The organism is Candidatus Electronema sp. JC (assembly GCF_048287365.2).
In the GTDB taxonomy this organism is placed as follows: Bacteria; Desulfobacterota; Desulfobulbia; order Desulfobulbales; family Desulfobulbaceae; genus Electronema.
Window position 1 is genome coordinate 128867 of the sequence record NZ_JBLWEM020000063.1, and the last position, 22376, is coordinate 151242.

The 22376-nt window shown below is 56.0% G+C and carries 17 protein-coding genes; 5 read left to right on the forward strand and 12 right to left on the reverse strand.

Features of this window, described 5'->3' with window-relative positions:
* Nucleotides 1-121 precede the first annotated feature (121 nt).
* The gene (locus tag ACNKH3_RS11010) at nt 122-1873 is read left to right on the forward strand and encodes a 30S ribosomal protein S1 (RefSeq protein WP_420209277.1); all 1752 of its coding nucleotides are present in this window, start codon (nt 122-124) and stop codon (nt 1871-1873) included.
* A 117-nt stretch (nt 1874-1990) separates the two neighbouring features.
* Nucleotides 1991-2278 (forward strand): HU family DNA-binding protein, encoded by a 288-nt coding sequence (locus tag ACNKH3_RS11015; RefSeq protein WP_420209278.1) that lies wholly within the window; start codon nt 1991-1993, stop codon nt 2276-2278.
* Nucleotides 2279-2394: 116 nt separating this feature from the next.
* Here the strand turns inward: ACNKH3_RS11015 and ACNKH3_RS11020 are convergent, their stop codons facing one another.
* Nucleotides 2395-2886, reverse strand: coding sequence for a hypothetical protein (locus tag ACNKH3_RS11020; RefSeq protein ID WP_420209279.1), 492 nt, complete (start codon nt 2884-2886; stop codon nt 2395-2397).
* Nucleotides 2887-2986: 100 nt separating this feature from the next.
* Between ACNKH3_RS11020 and ACNKH3_RS11025 the strand changes: the two genes are divergently transcribed.
* The 3 genes from ACNKH3_RS11025 to ACNKH3_RS11035 all read left to right on the forward strand — a co-directional run bounded on the left by ACNKH3_RS11025 (nt 2987) and on the right by ACNKH3_RS11035 (nt 4967).
* On the forward strand, nt 2987-3754 hold the full coding sequence (locus tag ACNKH3_RS11025) for an ABC transporter ATP-binding protein (RefSeq protein ID WP_420209280.1): 768 nt from the start codon (nt 2987-2989) through the stop codon (nt 3752-3754).
* Nucleotides 3754-4467, forward strand: a complete 714-nt coding sequence (locus tag ACNKH3_RS11030; protein WP_420209281.1) for an ABC transporter ATP-binding protein — start codon at nt 3754-3756, stop codon at nt 4465-4467. The genes ACNKH3_RS11025 and ACNKH3_RS11030 overlap by 1 nt, the downstream gene beginning before the upstream one ends.
* A gap of 212 nt (nt 4468-4679) precedes the next feature.
* Nucleotides 4680-4967, forward strand: a complete 288-nt coding sequence (locus ACNKH3_RS11035; RefSeq protein ID WP_420209282.1) for a DUF2442 domain-containing protein — start codon at nt 4680-4682, stop codon at nt 4965-4967.
* A gap of 170 nt (nt 4968-5137) precedes the next feature.
* Here the strand turns inward: ACNKH3_RS11035 and ACNKH3_RS11040 are convergent, their stop codons facing one another.
* The 11 genes from ACNKH3_RS11040 to ACNKH3_RS11090 all read right to left on the reverse strand — a co-directional run bounded on the left by ACNKH3_RS11040 (nt 5138) and on the right by ACNKH3_RS11090 (nt 22354).
* Nucleotides 5138-5452, reverse strand: coding sequence for a type II toxin-antitoxin system mRNA interferase toxin, RelE/StbE family (locus tag ACNKH3_RS11040; protein ID WP_420209283.1), 315 nt, complete (start codon nt 5450-5452; stop codon nt 5138-5140).
* Nucleotides 5453-5710: a hypothetical protein gene (locus ACNKH3_RS11045; protein WP_420209284.1), complete on the reverse strand. Its 258-nt coding sequence runs from the start codon at nt 5708-5710 to the stop codon at nt 5453-5455.
* 216 nt (nt 5711-5926) lie between these two features.
* Complete coding sequence (locus ACNKH3_RS11050; RefSeq protein ID WP_420209285.1) at nt 5927-6247, reverse strand: hypothetical protein; 321 nt, start codon at nt 6245-6247, stop codon at nt 5927-5929.
* A gap of 202 nt (nt 6248-6449) precedes the next feature.
* Complete coding sequence (locus tag ACNKH3_RS11055; protein ID WP_420209286.1) at nt 6450-6752, reverse strand: addiction module antidote protein; 303 nt, start codon at nt 6750-6752, stop codon at nt 6450-6452.
* A 3-nt stretch (nt 6753-6755) separates the two neighbouring features.
* A complete protein-coding gene (locus tag ACNKH3_RS11060; protein WP_420209287.1) occupies nt 6756-7052 on the reverse strand; it encodes a type II toxin-antitoxin system RelE/ParE family toxin in 297 nt (98 codons plus the stop codon).
* Nucleotides 7053-7284: 232 nt separating this feature from the next.
* Nucleotides 7285-7659: a hypothetical protein gene (locus tag ACNKH3_RS11065; RefSeq protein ID WP_420209288.1), complete on the reverse strand. Its 375-nt coding sequence runs from the start codon at nt 7657-7659 to the stop codon at nt 7285-7287.
* Between the two features lie 17 nt (nt 7660-7676).
* Entirely contained in the window at nt 7677-18020 is a 10344-nt protein-coding gene (locus tag ACNKH3_RS11070) for a SpvB/TcaC N-terminal domain-containing protein (RefSeq protein ID WP_420209289.1), read from the reverse strand.
* Nucleotides 18021-18160: 140 nt separating this feature from the next.
* The gene (asnB, locus tag ACNKH3_RS11075; RefSeq protein ID WP_420209290.1) at nt 18161-20029 is read right to left on the reverse strand and encodes an asparagine synthase (glutamine-hydrolyzing); all 1869 of its coding nucleotides are present in this window, start codon (nt 20027-20029) and stop codon (nt 18161-18163) included.
* A 115-nt stretch (nt 20030-20144) separates the two neighbouring features.
* A complete protein-coding gene (locus ACNKH3_RS11080; RefSeq protein ID WP_420209291.1) occupies nt 20145-21152 on the reverse strand; it encodes an NAD-dependent epimerase/dehydratase family protein in 1008 nt (335 codons plus the stop codon).
* Between the two features lie 70 nt (nt 21153-21222).
* On the reverse strand, nt 21223-22125 hold the full coding sequence (locus ACNKH3_RS11085; RefSeq protein WP_417916576.1) for a lipid-binding SYLF domain-containing protein: 903 nt from the start codon (nt 22123-22125) through the stop codon (nt 21223-21225).
* A 73-nt stretch (nt 22126-22198) separates the two neighbouring features.
* On the reverse strand, nt 22199-22354 hold the full coding sequence (locus tag ACNKH3_RS11090; protein ID WP_417916575.1) for a rubredoxin: 156 nt from the start codon (nt 22352-22354) through the stop codon (nt 22199-22201).
* Between the last annotated feature and the right edge of the window lie 22 nt (nt 22355-22376).

The following is a 22376-nucleotide window of genomic DNA, read 5'->3' on the forward strand; positions in this document are numbered from 1 at the left end:
TCTCTGGTAAAAGCCTTGTTTATCGCCGCTGCTCATGGGGGGCAGCGGACAACATCAACGGCGCAACGCATCTCATTTGACTGACGACCGGCCAGCTCCGGCGCAGAGGAACGACAAACCCATGACTGAAAAGGCAATTCGGCCCGCTCCGGCGGCGGAAGAAAGTGGCATGGAAGACATCAGCTTCGCTGAACTCTTCGAGCAGGAAGACAACAACACGGTCATCAACGTCCAGGAAGTTGTGATCGGCACTGTGGTCGAGGTGAAGCCCGACGCGATTCTGATCGACGTGGGCGACAAGGCGGAGAGCTACATCGCGATCAGCGAATTCCGCAATGAAGACCCTGACCGGGTGATCAAGGTCGGCGACAAGTTTGAAGTCTTCATTGAGAAACGGAAGGAGGAGGGTGGCCTGCTGCTTTCCCGCGAAAAGGCCATTGCCATCAAAGTCTGGGAAGAAATCGCCAGGATCCAGGAGGAGGATCTCACCATCCAAGGCCGGATCGACAGCCGGGTCAAGGGCGGCATGTCCGTCGACATCGGCGTGCCCGCCTTCCTGCCGTACTCGCAGATCGACCTGCGTCCAGTCAAGGACATGGACGAGCTGATCGGCCAGAGCTTCGAGTTCAAAATCCTCAAGTTCAACCGCAAGCGCAACAACGTCGTCATCTCCCGCCGGGCCATCCTCGAAGAGCAGCGGGCCAAGCTGCGCGAGGAGATGCGGGCCACCCTCAAAGAGGGCCAGACTGTGGTCGGCGCGGTCACCAACATCACCGACTACGGTCTGTTCATCGACCTCGGCGGCATGGACGGCCTCTGCCACATCACCGACCTGTCCTGGGGCCGGGTCTCCCATCCCTCCAAGCTCTACGCGGTGGGCCAGGAGATCGAGGTCAAAGTCCTCAAGTACGATCAGGAGTCTGACCGGGTCTCCCTCGGCATCAAGCAGCTCCGCCAGGATCCGTGGGAGACTGTGCCGGAGAAGTATCCGGCAGGCAAGAAGGTCGTCGGCAAGGCCGTTTCCATCACCGACTACGGCGCCTTTGTCGAGCTGGAGGAAGGTGTTGAGGGCTTGGTGCATATCTCTGAAATGAGCTGGTCGAAAAAGCCTCGCCATCCGTCCCGGATCGTCAGCGTCGGCCAGGAGATCGAGGTGCAGGTGCTGAAGGTCGAGGCTGAGACCAAGCGCATCTCCTTGGGCATGAAGCAGCTCCAGCCCAATCCTTGGGATGTGGTCGAGGAGAGCTACCCCATCGGCGCGATCATCGAGGGCAAGATCAAAAACATCACCGATTTCGGCGTGTTCATCGGCATTGAAGAGGGCATTGACGGCCTGATTCATGTCTCCGACCTCTCGTGGACGGAGCGGATCAAGCATCCTTCGGAGAAATACTCCAAGGGCGAGTCCATTCAAGCCGTGGTGCTGAAAATCGACAAGGAAAACGAGCGGTTCTCCCTTGGCGTGAAGCAGCTCAAGCCCGATCCGTGGCAGACTGTCTTCACCAACTATCCCATCGGCAGCTTTGTTGAAGGCACCATCACCAACGTCACCGACTTCGGCATTTTTGTCCAGCTCGAAGAGGGCATCGAAGGGCTGGTGCATGTTTCCGAGATCAGCCGGGACAAGGTCAAGACTCCGGTCGGCCTTTACAACATCGGCGACACTCTGAAGACAATGGTCATCAATGTTTCCTCCGAGGACCGCAAGATAGGTCTGTCGCTCAAAGCCTTGGACGAGGACGGCGGCAGCAGCTCAGGCGATGCGGGCAGCGTGGAAGAGGCGGGGCAGCGGATGCAGCAGCAGAAAAGTTCCGCTCCGACCACCTTCGGCGACCTGCTGAAAGCGGCGGCGGCTTCTGGAGACGGAGAGTAAGACGGCGCGCCGTTTTCCGGACAGCGGCGGAAGGGCCGGGCCTCCCGTTCGGCGGAAGGCCCGGCCCTTCTCTGCGTTTCAGCATTTATTTATCAAGGAATATCGTGTGAAAACATCATGCTCAAGCGTGAACTGATAAGCGAGGCCGCCGGGCAGCTGGATGAGTATTACAAACAGGATGTCGCTCAGGCTCTTGATGTCATTTTGGAAGAAATCGCTCAGGCGCTGACCTCCGGGCGCCGGGTGGAGATCCGGGGCTTCGGCAGCTTCTCGGTCCGCACCCGCAGGCCGAGGACGACTAAAAATCCGAAAACCGGCAGAATGATGGACATTCCAGCCCGGAAAACCCTGCATTTCACCATGAGCAAGTCGCTCAAGGAAGTTCTGATCGAAGACGAGCAGTGACCGCAAGAATGATGCCGCTGCGTGATGCTGAAGCCGGTCCGCCCCCGCAGGCGGTCCGGCTTTTTTGCGCTCATGACGCGACGCTGCTTGATGCGGGACTGATGCGCCGCAGAGATCTATGGGCAGAAAGGGCGGGGCAGAGACTTCTCCAGCTCTGCGTTCATAATCATGAAAATGCCAAAACCAGCCGCCCGCAGCCGCTCCAGATCGGCGGCAAAACAGGCGGTCATTTTAGGCTGCATGACCTTCAGGAGTTCCGGCAGCAGCGGCACAAGGGCAAATGATTCGGTCTGAGTCATCAAACCTGGTTCAGGAGGACAGTGCTGCTCTCTGACTTGCCGCACTGTGTCATTAAAAATGCTCCTGAATGCTTGGTCATGCTGAATTGTCTCTTGACCTGCTTTGACAATGCAGTCCTTTTCTGCGGGGGTCATCTGCGCAGCTGCGCTCCCTGTGATGATTAAGAGAAAAAATAAATTCAGGAGCAATATGACATTCCATTGTCGCAAATAATTCATAAGGCAAAGCTCCTCCAAGCGGTGATGTTTAAATGAAGATTCTTTTGCATGTTCCCACGGTTCGCCTGTATTTGTCAAGCATTTTTTCAAAGCATGTTTTCCTTTTTGTCGTTGACAGATTTCTCTGTCTTTTCTATCCGGCCTGCTGAACGGACACACCCTTTAAAGTCAAACCAGCCTGAGATGCCTGATGCTCCTTGAAGTGAAGAACATGAGCCACTCTTTTGGCGGCCTGCGGGCGGTGAGCGGCTTCAGCCTCGCGCTGGAGCAGGGTCAGATTCACGGCTTGATCGGCCCGAACGGCGCAGGCAAGACCACGGTCTTCAACCTGATCACCGGGGTGCATGTGCCGGATCAAGGCGATGTCCTGCTGGAAGGCCGCAGCATTCGCGGTTTGGAGACGCACCGCATCGCCGCGCTGGGCATCAGCCGCACCTTCCAGAACCTGCTGCTCTGGCGGCACCTGAGCGTGCTGGATCACATCCGGCTGGCTCATTACAGCCAGCTGCGCTGCGGCATCTTTGCCGCGCTTTTCGGCAGTTCGGCCAGCCGCCGCCAAGAGCGGGAGATTGAGGAGCAGTCCCGCCGCCTGCTGGAAACTTTTGACATCAGCCGGTTTGCTGACCAGCTGGTCGGCAGCCTGCCCTATGGGGCGCAGCGGCGGGTGGAGATGGCGCGGGCTATGGCTGTCCGGCCTAAAGTTCTCTTTCTTGACGAGCCGACCGCCGGCATGACCCCGGACGAATTAGTGCGGATGATTGAGATCATCCGTCAAGTGCATCAGGAGTTTCATGTGGCCATCCTGTTGATTGAGCACCGGATGAAGTTTGTCATGGAGCTGTGCGACAGCGTGCAGGCGCTGGTCTTCGGCGAGGTGATCGCAGAGGGGCCGCCTGCCGCCATTCAAAACAACCCGCAAGTGATTGAAGCCTATCTTGGCCGGGAGGACATTCACTGATGCAGCTTGTGATCGAGAATCTTTCGGTTTCCTACGGCAACATCCGCGCCCTGCACGGCATCAGCTTCTCAGTCGCCCAAGGCGAGATCGTCACCATCATCGGCGCGAACGGCGCGGGCAAAAGCACCGCTCTGAGGGCAATTTCCCGCATGATTCCGGCTGAATCTGGCTCGCGGCTGGAGTTCATGGGTGAAAACCTGCTGAAATACAAGACCGACAAGGCGGTCTCCCGTCTGGGCATCTCGCACGTGCCGGAGGGCCGGATGATCTTCGGCAACCTGACTGTGCAGGAAAATCTCAGCCTCGCCTCTTTTGCCCGCAAGGACAAGGCGGCAGTGGCCGAGGACGAGCAGTGGGTCTTTGACCTCTTTCCCCGGCTGCGCGAGCGGCGCAGTCAGCTCGCAGGCACAATGAGCGGCGGCGAGCAGCAGATGCTCGCGGTGGGCCGGGCCTATATCAGCGGCAGAAAAATCATGCTGTTGGATGAACCTTCAATGGGCCTCGCTCCCCTGCTGATGCTGGACATGTTCAAAGCCCTTAAGGAGATCAACCGCAGCGGCACCACGATTCTTTTAGTCGAGCAAAACGCCCGCCTCGCCCTCAAATTCGCCACGCGCGGCTATGTGCTGGAAAACGGAAAGTTAGTGCTTGAAGGCCGGGCCGAGGATTTGCTCAACAGTCCGGAGGTGAAGAAAGCCTATCTGGGCGCCTGAACTTGCAGCGCAAACGTATAAGGGTTCCTATAAAAATACCGCATTCATTTTGCTTTTTTCTGGCTGTTGTTATTTAGGGAACCTCGAAAAATTAGTATTTTTGGTAGATTGTGCATTGTAACTGCTTAATTATTCGATGACGATTTTGGTTAAATCGATATTTTTCGAGGTTCTCATATCGGCGAACAGAGATGATTTAATGGAGGCATGGCATGACCTCAGCAAGTAAGACACCTTGGAAAAAAGCGGTCGGCGCGAAGCCGCATCAGGGGTATCGGCTGCATGTGATAATGGAGGATGATGAAGCATTAGATTTGGATATGACCACTCTGATTACACAGCGTGAGTCTTTTTGGCGACTGAAGAATTTTACGTATTTTCAGAAAGTCGCCGTTGATCCTCTGGGCGGTTTATGCTGGCCGGGCGGTGAGGATATTGCTCCGACCAGAATTCCGTATTATGCTGTTGAGACGGAAAATAGTGCCGATGAATTATTCTGATCTCTCATAACTTTATGAAACAATCCCTGCGTCTGCAACAATCCCAGCCCCTCATTGCAAGGCAATCCCCTTTTTCCATCTCCTTTCCGGCCCGATGCGGGGAAATCCCGCAGGTGGGAATGCGGGCCGCTTTGGGGAAGCGAAGAGTTGCCCGGCCTACAGGGCACTGCTCACTTCTTTCCATAGGCGGCATCATGCGGACCGACGATAACAAACTTGATTGTCTCATCGCCGGTTTCAGCGCAATCGGCGCAGGCTACATCGACATCATCACCTTTTTTTCGGCAAATACCGCAATACAGATAGATGATGATGAAGCTCTTTTTTACCGGGCAGGAATAGAAACCGCGAAAATTGCCTTTTAACGGTTCACCAAGCTCGACAGGATGCTCAATGAGCTGGCGAACCTTTTGCTCAATCTGCTTCTTGATTCCGGCGTGTTTTTTCACGGCCTTGAGAAAGGCTTTTTCAAAGCGGACATCCATTTACTCACCGAAAACTTCGGCAAAGGTGTGCCACTGGGCGGAACCGTCTTTGATTCTGTCGTGCGCTTCTGTCAGGGCTTGAGAGAACTCCGGGTCGGAAATAATGGTTTCGCTGTGCCGCCGGTGCGATCTTCGTTTCAGGCCGAGGACAAACTGGGTGATCACCTTGGAAGCGGTGGTGCGGTTTTCTTGGGCATAGAGTTTAATAAAATCGGCAAGGTCGTAATCAAGGCTTATATTTAATCGTGTTTTAGGCATATAATCCCCTTTTTGAATTATCACTGTGTGCATATTATGCGCACAAAGGGAACGTATGTCAAGAATGTAAAACGAACGCAAGAGATCCCCCAAGGGGTGAAGAGCAACCCCCCTCCGCCGAAGCACAATCCCCCTGTGCCGATACCCGCGCCCCTTGTGCCGAGACATTATCCCACCGGGGAGAACCCTTCAGAGCAGGGGGATGCGAAAGAAAAACTACTTCCGAAACTTCCGCATCTTCTTCACCAGCTCGTTTTCCTTGCCCAGCAGGCCGGAAATCAGGTCGGCGATGTTGGAGGCATCTTTGTAGGCATCGTCGAGCATGAGATTGGAGTGCGTCGTGGCCTCTTTGGCTTTGGCGGCGGCTTCCTGCTGGGCTGTTTCGGCCTGATCCGCGTCTGTCTTTTTTATTTTCAGGTCGGCGAGTCTGGCGGCGGGGTCAAAGCCCTGGGCGGTCAGGGCTGCTTGTTCTTTTTCGACAAGGGAGATGATCTGGGCGACGAAATCGCGTTTTTTCGCTTCGTTCATTTTGCTCATGGGATTTGCGGGTTGATGGTGAGCGGTTGTTGTTTGCTTGTGGTCGGGGTGTAAAGGGTGCTTTTGCCGGGTTCGTTCGATTGCCTGCCGCAATATTTTCCGGCATTGCGGTTTTATGGAAAAGAGGCCGCTGCCGGAAGGGCACCACCGTGAAGAAGAAGGTTCCGCCCGGTAAAAAGGGTCGGGGATAATTTGACTGTCCTCAGTGAACAGGTTGGGCAACAAGGCGGACACCGAGGGCGGCGCACACCCGGTTTATGGTATCAAATCTCGGTTTCGCATTAGGTGAAAGTGCTTTATACAATGCCTCTCTGGTAAGACCTGTGGCCTTAGCGATTTCTGTCATACCACGGGCCTTGGCCGCGATGCCCAGAGCGTGAGCAAGCTCGGCGGCATCTCCGTCTTCAATCACCATAGTCACATAAGCGGCAATATCTTCTTCGCTCTTGAGCTGCCGTGCCATATCAAACTCAGGCAGATCGGCAATGCGTGTTTTACGGGGCATGGTTTATTCCTCCAGTTTTGCGTAAAGTCGTTTGGCTTTTGCAATATCCGCCTGCTGTGAACTCTTGTCTCCGCCTCCGAGCATAATGATCAGGGTGTCTCCTTTTTTGGCATAATACATGCGCCAGCCGGGACCGAAAAACTCCCTCATTTCAAATATGCCGTCACCCACCGGCTTGACATCACCGAGGTTGCCGCACTGTGCCCTGTCCAGACGACGGCTCAACCTGAGACGGGTCACACGGTCTTTCAGACCGTCGAGCCAAGCATCGAATGCGGGAAGTGTTTTAACTGTAAACATACGCTAACTGTAGCCAAACGATTACAGAATATCAAGAAAATATGTAACAGCATGGAGAGTTGAGACACCACAACAACAATCCCCGCGTCGCAAAGCCCTCAGCTTCCCCCCTGTGACGCAGGATAATCCCCCTGGGGACAGGACTTCGGGGGGAAGGGCGTGCATCACGCAGGGTGGTGTGGCAAGCGGGGATGCGGGGCACTTTGGGTGAACCAAAGGAAGCCCGGTGGCCCTACGAGGCTGAAACAGCAAGCTGAACTGAACCAACAAGAAAATTCATTCCTGTCTGTTCTTGCAAAACTTCAGCTATCTGATCAGAATCCAAAATTCTCCCTGTTGGTTCATATAAGAGGTTGGAAGTAATCCTCTCACTTACTAAAAGAGAATTAAAGTTTTGATCGGCATATCTTTTAACTGCAACGACATTCGTGATTATATTTCCTTTACTGGAAAAAGGAGATATATTACACCTGAGCCATTCAGTTCCATTTTCGCCAGAAACTAAATCTATGTACCCTGTCAATATATTTTCACCGGCATTAGATACAAAATCCCATGGCTCGCCAATTGATATTAAGACATTTTTATTGATTAACTCCTTCAGCATATTTGCTCCTCTGCCTTTCAGTAAGGCTGAATGTTTATTATTTCAACCTCTACCGGATCTGTAGTCATAAATTCTTTACCGCCACCTCGCCCCCCATAATCTGGCGTTACTCTGGTTCCATTACGTGTTGGAGAAGGGTTATTCTTTATTTGGAATTCCATCTGAACCTCTGGACGCTCCTGCAAAGACAATCGATCTTTAGCTTTATCTCCTGATCTGAATCGAGAATCTGTAAAAAATGTTTCTCCAGATTTGCCACCTCTCAATTTACCTGTTTTTTGAATATCTAACGCTTCTGCCTTACTCATACTTCTGTAAAAAGTCTTTCCCTCTTTGAACCCCTCCTTTGAGGCATGAAATGCATCATCAAAATATTTAGCATTTCTTGCTAGTTTAGTGCCTCCAGCAGGTATTCCTGGAATGGCGGTCGCGAAGGCATCGGCACCAAAATCAACACCGGACCACAAGAGTTCCTTTCCATATTTCTGAAAATGAGTCTTGCAATCTGCCATCAATATATCATTGTCAGTGAAATAGCCATAGACATAAGCCCCTGCCGCTCCAAACGTTTCTGATGCATTATAAAAAGCATTCCCTAAGTCATACACAAGATTTGCAAAATCCCATCCAGTCTCTACGATATTCCCATCAGGATCAGTGAATTTAGTAGGGTTATTCCATCCATAACTGTAAAGTCCAAGATTGGTCGAAATATATATTCCACCATTAATTCCGTCCAAATAACCACTTAAAATCGGATCAGGCGACTGCCACACACTCGTTCTCGGATCATAATACCGCGCTCCGAAGTAATACAGCCCGGTTTCGCGATCAAGCTCCTTGGCCGTGAACAGGAACGGCACCCGGTGCTGATTGCTCACCTCTTCAATCCAGGTCTCGCCGAACGGGAAGTTCTCCAGATGCTGATACAGTTCGCCGTCCGCATCGGAGATAAAGGTGCTGCTGCCGAGGTGATCGGGATGGTAGTAGTAGATGTCCTTTTCAAAGACAATATTGCCCTTACCGGGCGCACCGCCCCCTGAACCGCCGCCGTTATTCCCCTTGCCGCTATGCCCCGTAGCCTTACCGGACGGATCACTCTTGCCCGGATGGGTCACATCCCCCGGTGTGGTCACATTCTCCTGCCCCTTGACCAGCTTGGTCACGATCCTGCCCGTGCCGACAAAGACATGCTTGCTGCCCACTTCGCGGTTGCGGACGCTGTAGAACTGGTTCACATACACGGTCTCGCCCTGCGGCCCGGTCTTGATGACCCGCTCGCCCGCATCGTTGTAGGCGTAGCGCATGGTGTGGCCGTTATCGCTGATCTCCTGAATCCGGTTCTCCTCATCCCAGACAATGGTGCGGCGGGTGCCGTTTGCATCGCTCTCCCAGCCGGTCTGATTGCCGTTGGCATCATAGCTGAAGGCCCGCTCGCCGATCTGGGTCGGGGCATGGGGCCGCGAGCTGGCGTAGGCGTAGTTATAGTCGTAGGTGGTCTTTTTCTGGGTGATCGCGCTGCCGCCGGGCACAATGCGGATATCCTCCTGATTCTTGCGGACAATATTATGGATGCTGTCGTACTGCATGGCCAAGGTGTAGCGGTACTCGGTGTTCGGCTTCTGCTCCAGCAGGCCGGAGGCGGAAGTCAGGCGGTAGAGGTCATCATAGCCGAAACGCTGCTGCGATTTACCGCCGAACTCGTAGGGTTTGCGCACGGCTGCACCATTGTCCAGGCCCAGGATATTGCCCACCGGATCGTAGTCGTAGGACAAATCCATGAACTCCCGGCCCGCTGCCGCCGCCTTGAGAGTCGCCAGCCTGCGGTTGCGCGGATTATAGCTGTACTCGGTTTCCGCGCCGTTGCCCTGACGCATGAAGACCCGCTGCTCGAACTTGTCGTAGGTCAGGGCCTTGAGATAGGGATAGTCGTACTCGCCCTTGGTGCCGGAGGCGGACTCGGCCAGACCGCCGGAGTTATAGGCATAGGTCAGCACCTCGTTGTCCGGGTAAATGAGCCGGCGCAGGCGGTTATAGGTGTCGTAAGTATATTCGATGATATAGATTTCCGGCGAGTTGGCGGCCTTGCCTTCAGTCTTGGAGGCCACGTACTTGATGGTTTTAATTGTCTCGCCCAGCGGGCCGTAAAAGCGTTCCTCGCTGCCGGACTCGTCGGTCACCGTGACGATGCGGTCGGCCCGATTAGAGGCCGCGCCCGGTTCGCCGTAGGTGTAGCTGACATTATTGCCCGTATAATCAGGATACTCGATACCGTCCAGGCGGTTATAGGTGTAATCGTACTTGATCGCCTTGCCCTCGGCCCGCAGATTGGCGGTGATCTTTTCCACCAGATTGGAGGCCGGATCAAAGACGTACTCGGTCAGGCCCGCATCCGGGGAGTCGATCCGGGTGCGGCGGCCCATGAGGTCGTAGCCCACCTTGGTCAGGTTGTTTTTATCATCCTTGACCTGGATAATCTGCCCCAGAGGATCATAGGAATAGCTTGTCCAGATCGTCTCGCCCTTGTTGAACTCCTTGACCGCTGTGATGTGCTCGCCTACATCCTTGAAGGTCTCCTTGGAGTTGCTCTTGGCATCCGTGACCCTGGTATGGAAACGGGTCGCGCCGTCCCGATCCTTGCCGAAGCCGTAGGCAAAGGTGGTGCTGGTGTCATCCGGGATGGTGGTCTGCAATACCCGATCCAGCACATCATGTCGGGTTTCGGTGGGCTGAATGCTGTCAAAGGCGGGATTGAAGATGCCCTGCTTACCGAGGTTCTCGGTCACCGGATAATATTGCTTGACCACTCTGCCGACAAAGTCGAAGATCACCCGACCGGAGACGATCATCACGTCCTTTGTGTTCTCCTTGCCGGTGCTGACAGCCCCGTCCTTCTTGGTCTGCAATTCCCGCTTCAGGCCGTCCATAAAGACCACGGTCTCCAGCGGGTCGTCTTTCTGCTGATAATTATCAAAATGGCGGGTAAGTGCCCAGGGCACAGCGGCCTCCGGGTGATAGGCGAAGACTATGGTCTCCCGGCCCGTGCCCTGCTGATACGGCCCAATGATGCCGGCCACCCGGCCCACGCTGTCGTGGCGGTAGGTGATGGACTGATTGTTCAGGTCGGTGGAACGGGTGATCTCGCCCCATTTCAGATCATAAGCCGCAGAGGAGCTGTAGCCAAAGCTGTCCTTGATCTTGGTGACGTAGGTGTTGACATCAGAGTCATAGGTATAGTCCATGACATAGCGTTGCCCCTTCGTATTGGCCGGACCTTTCCTGCTCCTGATGTTGCCGTACTGGTCATAGCTCAGATCATGCACTGCCATGCCGCCGCTGCCAAAGGACAGGCCCACCTGACGAATATTGCCGGTGCCGTTCTCAATCACGGCCTCTCGCTGACGGTAGAGCGTGCCGTTGCTCTTGACCTCAATCTTATCCGCCTTGCCGACAATATAATTGGCCGTATCGCTGTGATAGCCGATAAAGGACTCCACATCATCCTCTGCCCCGGCATCGGCGGCATCAAAGAAATGGGTCACATTGCCCAGCGCGTCGTAGGCAAAGGTCTGATAGGTGCTGATGCCCGGCTCGTCTTGGCCTTCGTAGAATTTCTTGTCCGTGCGGATCATCTCCGGGAAGACCGTGGCAGTCAGGCTGTCCTTGAACTCGCCTTGCAATATCTGGCCGCTGTCCACATCACGGAGCTGGTAGCTGTTCAGGGTCTTCAGATACTTTTTACCTGCCCCGTCCTGCACGATCTCAGAGATGAGCAGGCCCTTTTCATAGTAATTCCGGTTGAGGAAGGTCTGCACTGTGCTGCGATAAACGGTATTATCCGTCGCATTGCGCTGCTCCGTGGTCACGGTCTTGTAGCCGAAGAACTCGCGCTCCTGCCGATGATGAAAACCGTCCTCGTATTTGTAGGTGGTGGCTAAGGTGTCCACGCCGTCCCCGGCAAAACCGTCATTCACCTCGACGCGGGTCAGGTTCCAGCGGCTCTGGGGCAGCTGGTAGGTGTTGCCGTCCCGCTCATACTCCAGAGTGAAGCTCGCGCCCAGCGGACGCTCCACCTGCATGAGCAGATTGGTTCTGCCGATCTGATTGCGCCGCACCTGAATGCTCTTGTCCCTGTCCGATGAAAGATGATCAGGAAAGCCGTCACCGTCAATATCCATGATGGAGACTTCCGGTCGGCTCATGCCCTTGCTTACATCAAAGCCGGGGTTGATGATGAGACTGAAAGGTGTCGGAAGAAGCCGAATAGCAATCGTAAAATAGAAGCCGCCTCCTTGGCTGAAGTTGACGCTTTCGGAGAAATTACCAGCCCCGGGATACGACATGGACACAAAGCCATTGCCGGCATTCAGGGCGACATTTAATGCGCCGCCGCTCTGCCGGACATAATCCAGCAATCCATCACCGTTAATGTCTGTCCAGCCTTTTTTCCCTTCCTGCTCTCCCTTTGAAAGACTTACACCTCCTCCTAAGCCGTAAATACCGTCATTAAAACCGGCCCCTGCATTGACATTCTGGCTCTCTCCTTCGCTGACTTTAATTGTCCCCCAATGCTCCTGCGCTGCAAAGCCATAACCTAAGTTCAGGGCAACATTTCCGTTGGCAAAGAGTTTATCCGGCAGCCCATCGCCGTTGATGTCGCTTAAATCATACTTTCCCTCATCTCCTGATGTAGCAAAACCGCCGTTTACGCCCAAGGGAGGCATCTGAAGATTTGCTTCACCGTCTTTTTCGTGGGCAAAACTTCCACTCACGCCAAAGCTGAGTGAATCGCTTTCTGTCTCCCGTATCCCGGAGAGCACCGACTTGCTGCGCCCTTCAAGCCCGCCGGTCATGGGGCTGTATTGAATCCCGCCAGTACTCACTACATCTGGAAAGCGGTCGCCGTTCATATCCATGAAATCAAGCAACGCCTTATGTTCTCCACTCGTATATGAGGCACTGGCACCAAAGCTGTTACTATTGGGATTACCGGAAGGAGTACTGAGACCAGCGAACACACCGAGTTGCCTATTTTTGGATAACCTGCTGACAGCACGGGCACCGGCATACTGTTCCGCCTTAGGCACAGAGATATAATCCGCTCCCAGCCGAGAACTGCTTTGTGTTTCTGCTGTCACCCAAGTGCCGTCATCAAAGCCGCGCCAGCGATTTTTGGCCGGTTCAGGATAGAACATGATTCCTTCCAGCTTTTCCGGGGTAAACTGGGGATCAAGCTCTTCCGGGTCTTGCGTCTGCTTATTTTTCTCAAATTGCTCCGCATCAAAGTCTGGCACCACCAAATCTGCTTCAACAATAGGCTGCTCCGCTTTTTCGCCTTCGCCCTTATAGCCCGCATACGTCCAGCCCCGGTACGGCTGCCCGAAAAAGCCTTCTGCTGCCGGATAGTTCAGGGCTGCCGGCACAGTCAGGGCATCATGCCCGTCATACTGGACCGTGATGCTGTAGGAACTGATCTTTCGGCCCAGCTCCCGATCACGGGTGCTCAGTTCAAAATAGAGCTTTTCGCCCTGTGTCACCTCAATTGGCAGCGCAACGCTATTGTCCGCACTGAGATCAATGAGCTTTTTGCCCAAGAGTTCCTGATTCCGTTTCACGGTCAGGGCCGCAATGCCGCTGCTGCCGCCTCCGGCAATGATCGCTTTTAACGTTATTGTGCCGGACTGGGGCGCAGTCCAAGTCTTCGGCGGTGCAGCAAGATCGTTATCGCCATAGATGTCCATGACATAAGGCGGATCGAAGGCAATAACCGGATTGCCATCAGGGTCATACAGGTTCTCAACACCTTCGGCGGCGGTGTATTCCAGATGCGGCTGCCAATGCACTTGGGTCGCGTCAATCGGTGAATCTGTCTCGATCTTGAACTGAATCTGATCGTCTTTGCTGACATTGAGGCTGAGGTTGAGCGAAACGCTGCTCGCTTGTCCAGCAATGACTGTCTGGCTGAACTGCTCTGCATCGTTGAGCAGCACCTTGACCGTGATGTCATCAGAACAGGGTGCAGCTATCTCCACATTTCCGCTCAGAGAAACCGTGCCCGAGACAGGCAGGGTGGTCGATATGCCGGTTCTGCCGGTCGGAATGAAATCGTCAGCCGCCTGATACTGATACGGATCAAGACCGTTGGCATCCGGTGCCGCAGTCACGTTCTGATAACTGATTTCCGGGTTCCACTCGACCTGATCGTAGGCACCGTCAAAACGGGACTGCACCCGGAAGTAAATGCGGTCGCCCTTGCTGACTTGGATGGAATCCACATTTTCCGGGGACACCGGGCTGTAGTTATCCGCTTCCAGCACTGTTGCCCAGAGTTCGCTACCGTTGTGCTGAATCGCAACCCGCACGCCGTCCGCAGTGGCATACTCCTGCCGCTCTTCACTGGTATCCTCCAGCAGAGCTGCCTGCCCGCTGATGCTGATTCGGCCATCATAAGGTGCAGTCCAACGGCGCAGGGTGTCATGGAGCGGGCTGGCCGCCAGCATCTCCTGATATAGCTCCTCCATATCTTCGAGCAGATTCTGGCCGTCAACCGCCCCTTTGCCGATGGGATACGGCGTAATAGAAGAATCTAAACCATACTCCGGGATTGGTCGTGTTTTTTCCGGGTCGTCCGGCCTGCCGAAACGTACAGAACCATTACTGACCAAATCGGTTAAACCATCCCCGTTGACATCGCTTAAATAAGAGCTGGTTTCGCTGAAGGTGTTGCTCCAATTTAATCCGATGGAAGCACTGCCAGGATAGCCTTCAGGGCCAGCAGAAACCATAGTTGATTTTTCTTTGGAAATGCCCCCTAATTTGATGGAGATCGGATCGCCGAATGCCGTGCCGCCAGCCGGACCGGAAAGGTTAGGCCGGAAAACAGTGCCAGAACCGAAAACCTTGTCGGCCAAACCATCACCATTGACATCTGTTAAAGCCAGCAAGCCCTTGCCGTTACTCCGGTTAAAGCCGACTTTACCACCAACTGAATTCTTTTTATCATTACCAAAACCAATTCCGACATAGAGATGGCCACCACCGCCACTGTTTTTATTGCCACCAATAGCACTTGCGTCACCTTCCAGAATCAACCCGCCATCAACACCATCATTGCCGGTGTCCCAGTTTTCAGAAGCTCCGAAACCCTTATAGGCACCGTCCCCGTTTCTGGCCTCGTCGTAATAGCTGAACTGGTGGTGATTGAACTCGTTGCCGTCCTTATCAAACTGCGTAATCTTATCCAGCAGGGTCTTTGCAAAGGCACCGGTACGGTAACTGAACTGGCATGAGCGGACAGATTGATCCTTATAACGCACCTCAATCCGGCGCAGCAGGTCGGCTGTCACCTTCTTGAAACCCAGCCGGGCATCAATGCCCACGTCGATTCGGCGGGACTCGTCAAGCTGGCGATCCCGGATAAATCGCACCTCATAGGGGCCTTCCGTGGAACCGTAGCCGGTATAGGTAATCCGATCCAAATACAGCTCATACCCCGGCACCCCGCCCTGCCCATTGCCGACCCCGGAGTCTTCCTGCAAGGCATAGTGATAGCGCATGGTATTGCCGTTGCTGTCCTGCACTTTGCGCAAGGCCCATTTCGCCACATTGCCCTTGTAATCTTTCAGCACCGCATCGTCGAGCAGCCCGGCAGACGGATCGCCGCCATAGAAAAAATGAGTGCCGTTCTTGTCGATCACCTCCCACCAATAGTCAGCCGGATGATCCCCGTGGCGAATGATCTTCTGAAAGGCACCTTCGGTGCGGGTATGGAAAATCTTTTCCGCTGTGCGTTCGACCAGCTCGCCGCGATGGGCCAAGGGCGTGAGCTGCTGACCGTTCAAGGTGTAGGTCTCGGTTTCCTTGGCCGCATCATAACGCGGCACACCCCAGCGGGTGTCGATACTGACCGCCTGCGTGGATAGATCCCAGCCAAGCCCCATCCAGCCGTTGCCACCGCCGGAACTGTACTGAACAGCCAACTGCGGCTGCATTCCCCTGCGGCCCGGCGGCACCTCAATGGGATAGCTCAGGCGGGCATCGCCCTGATTATTGGCCTGCGGCGGCTCAATCAGATTGACATTTGCCGCCGGATTGGCAACCTTGATATCCTTGATCTGCGTCGGATTGAAATTGACCTTTTCCGGCGATTCCGGCACTTGGACCACCGCATTGATCATATCGGTGAAATGGTCGGTTTCGCTGACTACTCCGCTGGTTGCCATATCCACGCTGTCCCGTTCCAGAACTGCCCAACGGCCTGCCGCCTCGTCAAAGAAATAGGTGCGGACATCCTCGTCCTTGAAGCCCTGCGGAATGAGCTGCTTGCTGTAGGGCAGCTTGACTTTGACCTTCTTGTCAAATTTCATCCCGTGCGGCAGAAAACGGAAGCCCTTGGCCTTGCCGGTGACGTTGACCATGCCCGCATCCAAGGCAGGCAGGTCCCGGTCACGCAGGGTCATCATCCTGATCTTGGTTGTCTGACGCACCGCCCCTTTGTCCGCAGCAATCTCCGCACCAGTCTTGCTGGAATGCAGCTTCTGGGCTGCTCCGCCGGTCAGGGTGAAATCTTCAATCAGATTGACATTGTTGTATGTTCCGTCAGCACCTGCTGCTGTTGCATTCTCATCCGCTGTTTCCTCGTCTTCGGTCTCATCAATCAGGTTCCGGTATTCACGAACTTCAATTTCGCTGTTTTCCTCCAGCCGATCTTTGCGCAAAGGAATCAGACTGACCGCTGTTTTGCCGTCAGGATAGACCGCCGTCACTTCAAGAAGGCCATCAGCGTTCGCGTCCGCTGTGTCCGCAACTGTCTCGAACTCACCGTTGACAGCAGCAATTTCCTGTCTGCCGACATAGATTCTGGCTGCATCCGCGCCCTTGTCAGGGGCGGCAAAACCGCGCACATAGACCTTGTCCCCAAAATACTGGCCTGCGTCAGGACAGGTAATATTGATGACCGGCTCATCGCCCGCGCCAAGATTCGAGCCGCTGGCCCGCACCTCGCTGATCTTTCCTTGACCTGACATTTCTGCAAAAATCAGCCGGACAGCTTGAGCATCCTCACCGTCCGAGATGCTGAGATGCCGCCAGCCAGCCTTTTTGACATCTTCTTCGCCGGAAGCCGCGCTTTCAAGCCAGCCGTCCTGTTTGCGAAGCAGGATGCTGACATGACCCTTGATCTTGCCGGTGGCATAAAAGCTGACCGCTGTCAGATCGGTCAGCCGGTCAAAGGCCAGCTCGACCGCCGCGCCATTGACTTTTGCTTCCTCTGCCGCAGGCTGCCAGAGCTGCCGCTCCCAGCCGGTAAGCAGCTTTTCTTGCTGCTGCACTGGGGCCAGACCTGTGCCTGTGTCGCCGTCATAGAGACTGGCAGCCTCAGCTTGGTTTTTTCCCATATTAGTGCTGACTTTGCGGACAAAATTCGCCCCGTCATCCAGCTCGATCAGCACCTGCACGTTGCTGACTGTATAGACGGAATCAGCATCCACAGGGACAAAACGGATTTGATTGCTCCCCTGCCGCAGCCATTCCGGGGCAATCGCCTCAATCTGCCGCCCGCCTTGGCCGCGCTCAATCACATAGCCGCCCATCGCCGTCTGCTCGTTGATGCTGCGGATGGCACTGGTCCAATGGGCCAGCCCGGACAGCTCATAGCTGAGATAGGCCCGCTTGATCTGCTCAGGCCGGTAGGCCAGATCAAAGCGGAAGGTGTTGTCGCCCGCAGTATCCACATGCTCGCCAGCCTCCGGGCCGATCACGCCGCTGGCAGGTTCTGCCTGATATTGGCGACTTTGCTGCACGGCAACACCTTGATCCAGCAGAGAACGCAGTTCCATGCCCGACCGGATTGGCTCATGCTGTCCCGGCGACCAGAATTCTATTTCCCTGATGCCCTGCGCATTTCCCGCCTCAGCTGTCGGGACGAGCTGAAGCCGCAGCGCATCCGCCGCCAAAGCAGGCTCGCAGGCATAACTGTGCCACTGCTCCTCCTGAATGCTCAAATCCACATCGGTGAGGGACTCCACAGCAAACCATTGGCCGTTGACCTGTTCCTGCACAGTCAGGAGGTACGAGGCCGGGCCGTACACACGGATTTCGCTGATGGTCTGCGGACTGTCGAACTTGACATCAACCAAAGCAGGCGCCGCCGGTGTGTAGGCAGTGCCGGTGTTGCGGTCAAAGAGCTTGACCAGTTCCTGATCTGCTGCGGAAGTGCTGAGGCTGGTGACAGGGGTGATCTTGACTGCCGGGAACTGCGCCGCACTCCGGGCAATGGCATAGGCGGTGCAGATGTCTAAATGAACCCAGAGCAGCAGGGCGAGGAGAGAAAGGGACCGTTTGAATCGGCGGGCGAAAAACATGAAAGAACCCTCAAGCTGAAACTGGGAAGCGAGGCAGCTGCATTGATCGGCAAACTTTTACCTCGTTTGCCGAAACTTGCAAGCAAAAAGATGTGAAGAGCAGAAAAAATCGGCTGAACAGAACGTCAGCCGGGGAGAGGTCACTTGAAGAAGCGATTGTGCCAGATGGCGATGTTGATCAAGGCCCAGAGGATGTGATTATGGTTGTGCTTGAGGGCGCAATGCTCCTCAATGAGCTGATTCACATAGGGCAGGTTCATGTTCTCCCTGATCACGGCTGAATCATTGAGCAGCTCGATCATGTACTGCTTCAGTTCGCCGCGCAGGAGATGCTTGACCGGCAGGCTGTAGCCCTGCTTGCCGCGATGGACGATCTTTTCCGGCAGCAGGCCCTCTAAGGCGGCCCGGAAGATGTATTTAGTGGTCATGCCCTTCAGCTTCCAGTCGCCGGGCAGCGAGGCCATGAACTCGACCAGCACGTGGTCGAGCAGCGGCACGCGGATTTCCAGCGAGCTGGCCATCGACATCCGGTCCACCTTCATCAGCACCGAGTCGGTCATCATGAAGCGGGTGTCCAAGTAAATCTCCCGGTTGATGCGGTCTGCGCCCGCGTCGCAACGGGCGTTGTGCTCGCGCACGAGGCGGAACGGGTCTGCCATGATTGCGCTGCGGAAGCCGCTGCTGAAGAGCTTGCCAGCCAGCGATTCATTGAGAAAATACTGCCAGCGCAGGTGCTGGCCTGCTGGGTCAAGGTTCGCGCCCTCGATGAAGCGCTTGAGCATGTTGACCGCCCCCTTCTTCTGCGGCTGATCCGGCAGCAGGGCCGCCATCCGCCCGACCATCTTTTTGCGCACAACACTGGGCAGCAGACTGAACCAAGCGTTCATACGGCTGGCCTTGAAGCGGTCATAGCCAGCGAAGCTCTCGTCCGCGCCCTCGCCCGACAAGCAGACCGTGACCTGCTCCTTGGCCTGCTTGCAGAGCAGATAGAGCGGCACGGTAGAGAGGTCAGTCATTGGCTCATCGAGATGCCAGAGCGTCTGCTCCACGTAGTCTGGCTTTAGGCTGTCGAGCAGCAGCACTTGGTGCTCGGTCTGGCAGTGATCAGCCACAATCTGGGCGTAGTCCAGCTCGCTGTAGGACTTGTCCTCGTAGCCGATGGTGAAGGTCTTGAGCGGCCCGCTGATGTGCTTGCGCATCAGGGCGACTATGCAGCTTGAATCCAGCCCGCCAGAGAGGAACACGCCGAGCGGCACGTCGCTGACCAAATGGCTGGCAACCGCCTGATCCAGCAGCTCGCGCATCCGCTCCACGGCCTCATTGAAGGAAAGCTTGTTCTGGCCGGGACAGAACTGCAAATCCCAGTACTGCCGCGTGCTGATCTGCCCGTTCTCCAAGACCAGCAAGTGCCCGGCAGGCAGCTTGTGAATGCCCGCAAACATGGTTTCCGGCGCAGGCACGAACTCAAAGCCAAGGTAGTCGTACATGGCCTGCTGATTGATGCGCCGCTCCACCTGCGAATCAGCGAGGATGGCCTTGATTTCCGAAGCGAAACGCAGCCTGCCGTTTTGCCAGGAGTAATAGAGCGGCTTGATGCCGATGCGGTCGCGGGCCAGCAGCAGCCGCCTGCGCTTCTGGTCGTAAATGGCAAAGGCGAACATGCCGCGCAGGCGATGGACGCAGTCGTCGCCCCATTCCTCGTAGGCGTGGAGGATGACTTCCGAATCCGTCTCGCTGTGGAAGACGTGGCCCTTCTGCTCCAGCTCAGGCCGCAGCTCTTGGAAGTTGTAGATCTCGCCGTTGAAGACCAGGCAGAGCGTGCTGTCCTCGTTGAACATCGGCTGGCGGCCCTGCTCGCTCAGGTCGATGATCGACAGCCGCCGGAAGCCGAGCGACATCTCGTCGCAGCAGAAGCTGCCCTTCTGATTCGGCCCCCGGTGTTCAATGGTTGCCGCCATCGCCCGAATCAGGCCCTCGTCATGCCAGTTGAAACCGCAGATGCCGCACATAGTCTGTTCTGTTGTTAGTTATTTGATGCAGCACATATTTTGCTGCTCATCCTGAAGAACCGTCTGCATTCTGTAAAGGAATTTTTTGCCGCTTCCCGAATGCGGCGCGGGCGTATCAGCCAACTTCAACTTTATCCTGCCGCAGCCACGCCGTCAGCCTTTCCAAGCCCTCTTCGGTGGAAACCTGCTCCTGATAGCCGAGCAAGGTTTCCGCCTGCTGCTTGCTGAACCAGTGCGACATGGCCAGCTGTTCGGCCAAGAAGCGCGTCATCTTCGGCTCGCGCTCGATCTTCAGAGCGGCATAGACTTTTTCCAGCAGCCAGCCGACCGCTTTGGCCTTCTCCAAGCTGATTTGTTTCGTCACCGGCGACACGTTCATCCGTGCGAACAGCCCGTTGATCCACGGCCAGAGCCGCACCGGCTCCTGCTGGCCGATGAAGAAGGCTTTGCCTGCCGCTGTGCCGCTGCCGCGCAGATTTTCCTCGGCCAGCAGATGCGCGTGCGCCACGTTGTCGATGTAGGCGATGTCCACCCGGTTCTGGCCGTCGCCGACTATGCGCAGGCTGCCCTCGCGGCCACGGGCCAGCAGACGGGGAATCAGGTTGGTGTCGCCTGGCCCCCAGACTAAATGCGGGCGGATGGCCGCCGTGCGCAGCCGCCCGTCATTGGCCTGCAAGACTTCCTGCTCGGCGATGATCTTGGTGGCGGCGTAATGGCAGAGCGGTCGGGAGGCATAAGGCAGCGTCTCGCCGCCGCCCTCAATATCATGCCCGTCAAAGACCACGGAAGGCGTGGAGGTGTGCACCAGTGCCTGAATCTTGTGCTCGCGGCAGGCGGCCAGCACGTTGCGCGTGCCTATGACATTGATGCCCTGATATTCGTCACAGCTGCCCCAGATGCCCGCTTTGGCAGCGACATGAAAAACGCTGGAGCAGCCTTCAACCGCCCGGCTGACCGCCGCCGCGGCGCGGATGTCACCCTGCACGCAGACCGCGCCCGCCGCTTCTGCCGCAGGATAGCGGTGCCTGCCGAAAACGCGCACTTTCCGACCTTGACGGCGCAGCTCCCGCACTATGGCCAGACCAATGAAGCCGCCGCCGCCGGTGACTAAACTGTCGCTCATGATTGCTGTTTTCTTCGGAAAAAGGACAAAAAAAGGGCGATGTCTGTTCATCGCCCCTTGCTGCCGCCTGCTAATACCCTGGCAGTTCCTGCTGCTGGAGCGCGTCCGGGTTCCGCCACTCCTGATCTGGGTTGCGCCAGCCTTGATCAGGATTCCGCCAGCCGCTGCCGCCAGTGCCCGGATAGTCTTGGGCCGCAGGCGGCGGATACGCCGGAGCGTCGTAACCGTAGCTCGGACTGGCCGGATAGCCGCGGTATGGCTCCTCCTGCTGCCGGGAGAGCGTGTGCGGCCTGCTGCCGCCGGGCAGGGCGCGGCGCAGCGGCTCGGCCTGGCGGTTGCTCACTGTCCGCCTGACGAGAATGTCCATCGGACTGATCAGCTCGGTGGAATAATAGTAGGCCCGGTTCCAGTCGTAGCGGGGGGCGAGCACCGCGCCCTCAACTGACACGCCGCCGAATACGCCTTTGGAGCGGCCAAAGACCAGCACGTCGGCGGTCTGCGCCTTGGCGTTCTTGCCCATTGGCCCGGCGGCCACAGAAATGTCCGCGCCGAGCTTCAGTTCGGTGGAGAGCAGGGCGTTCAGACCTTCCTCGGTCATGACCAAGAGCACCAGCTCGGAAGCGTCTGCCCCGGCTTGAAGACCAAAAGAAAGCGAGCCGACGGTGTAGAAGGCCGGATGGCTCCACGAGCCGCTGCGGCTGCGGGCTAATAATGCGCCGGAGCCGCCCGCGCCGCCGACAATGAAGCCGCCCCGGAGCATCTGCGGCACAATCATGATGCCGACAGCCCTGTCCACATGATCATGAAACCAGACCAGATTGGGATCGTTCATGAAACTTCTGAACACGGCATTGCTTTTCAGCACCAGCGCCTCTGCGTCGTTGAGACTGCCGGCGGCGGCGCGGCTGCCGGAGCAGGGCAGGGCGAGCAGGGAAAGAAGCAGGGCGAGCACGGGAAGGCGGAGCGGCAGCATGGGCGTTTTCCTCTAAGTTGGTGTGAAACAGGGCGCAGACCGGCGGCAGGTCCGTCGGTCTGCGGGAACACTGTCAAGCCGGATAAAAATGCTCTTTTTCAGCCTGGCATTTCGGGCAGACCCAGTCGTCGGGCAGATCTTCAAAGGCGGTGCCTGGCTCAACGCCGCTGTCCAAGTCGCCTTCTGCCGGATCGTAGATGTAACCGCAGGGGCATTCGTACTTTTTCATAGTTCTTCTCCAAAATAGGGAT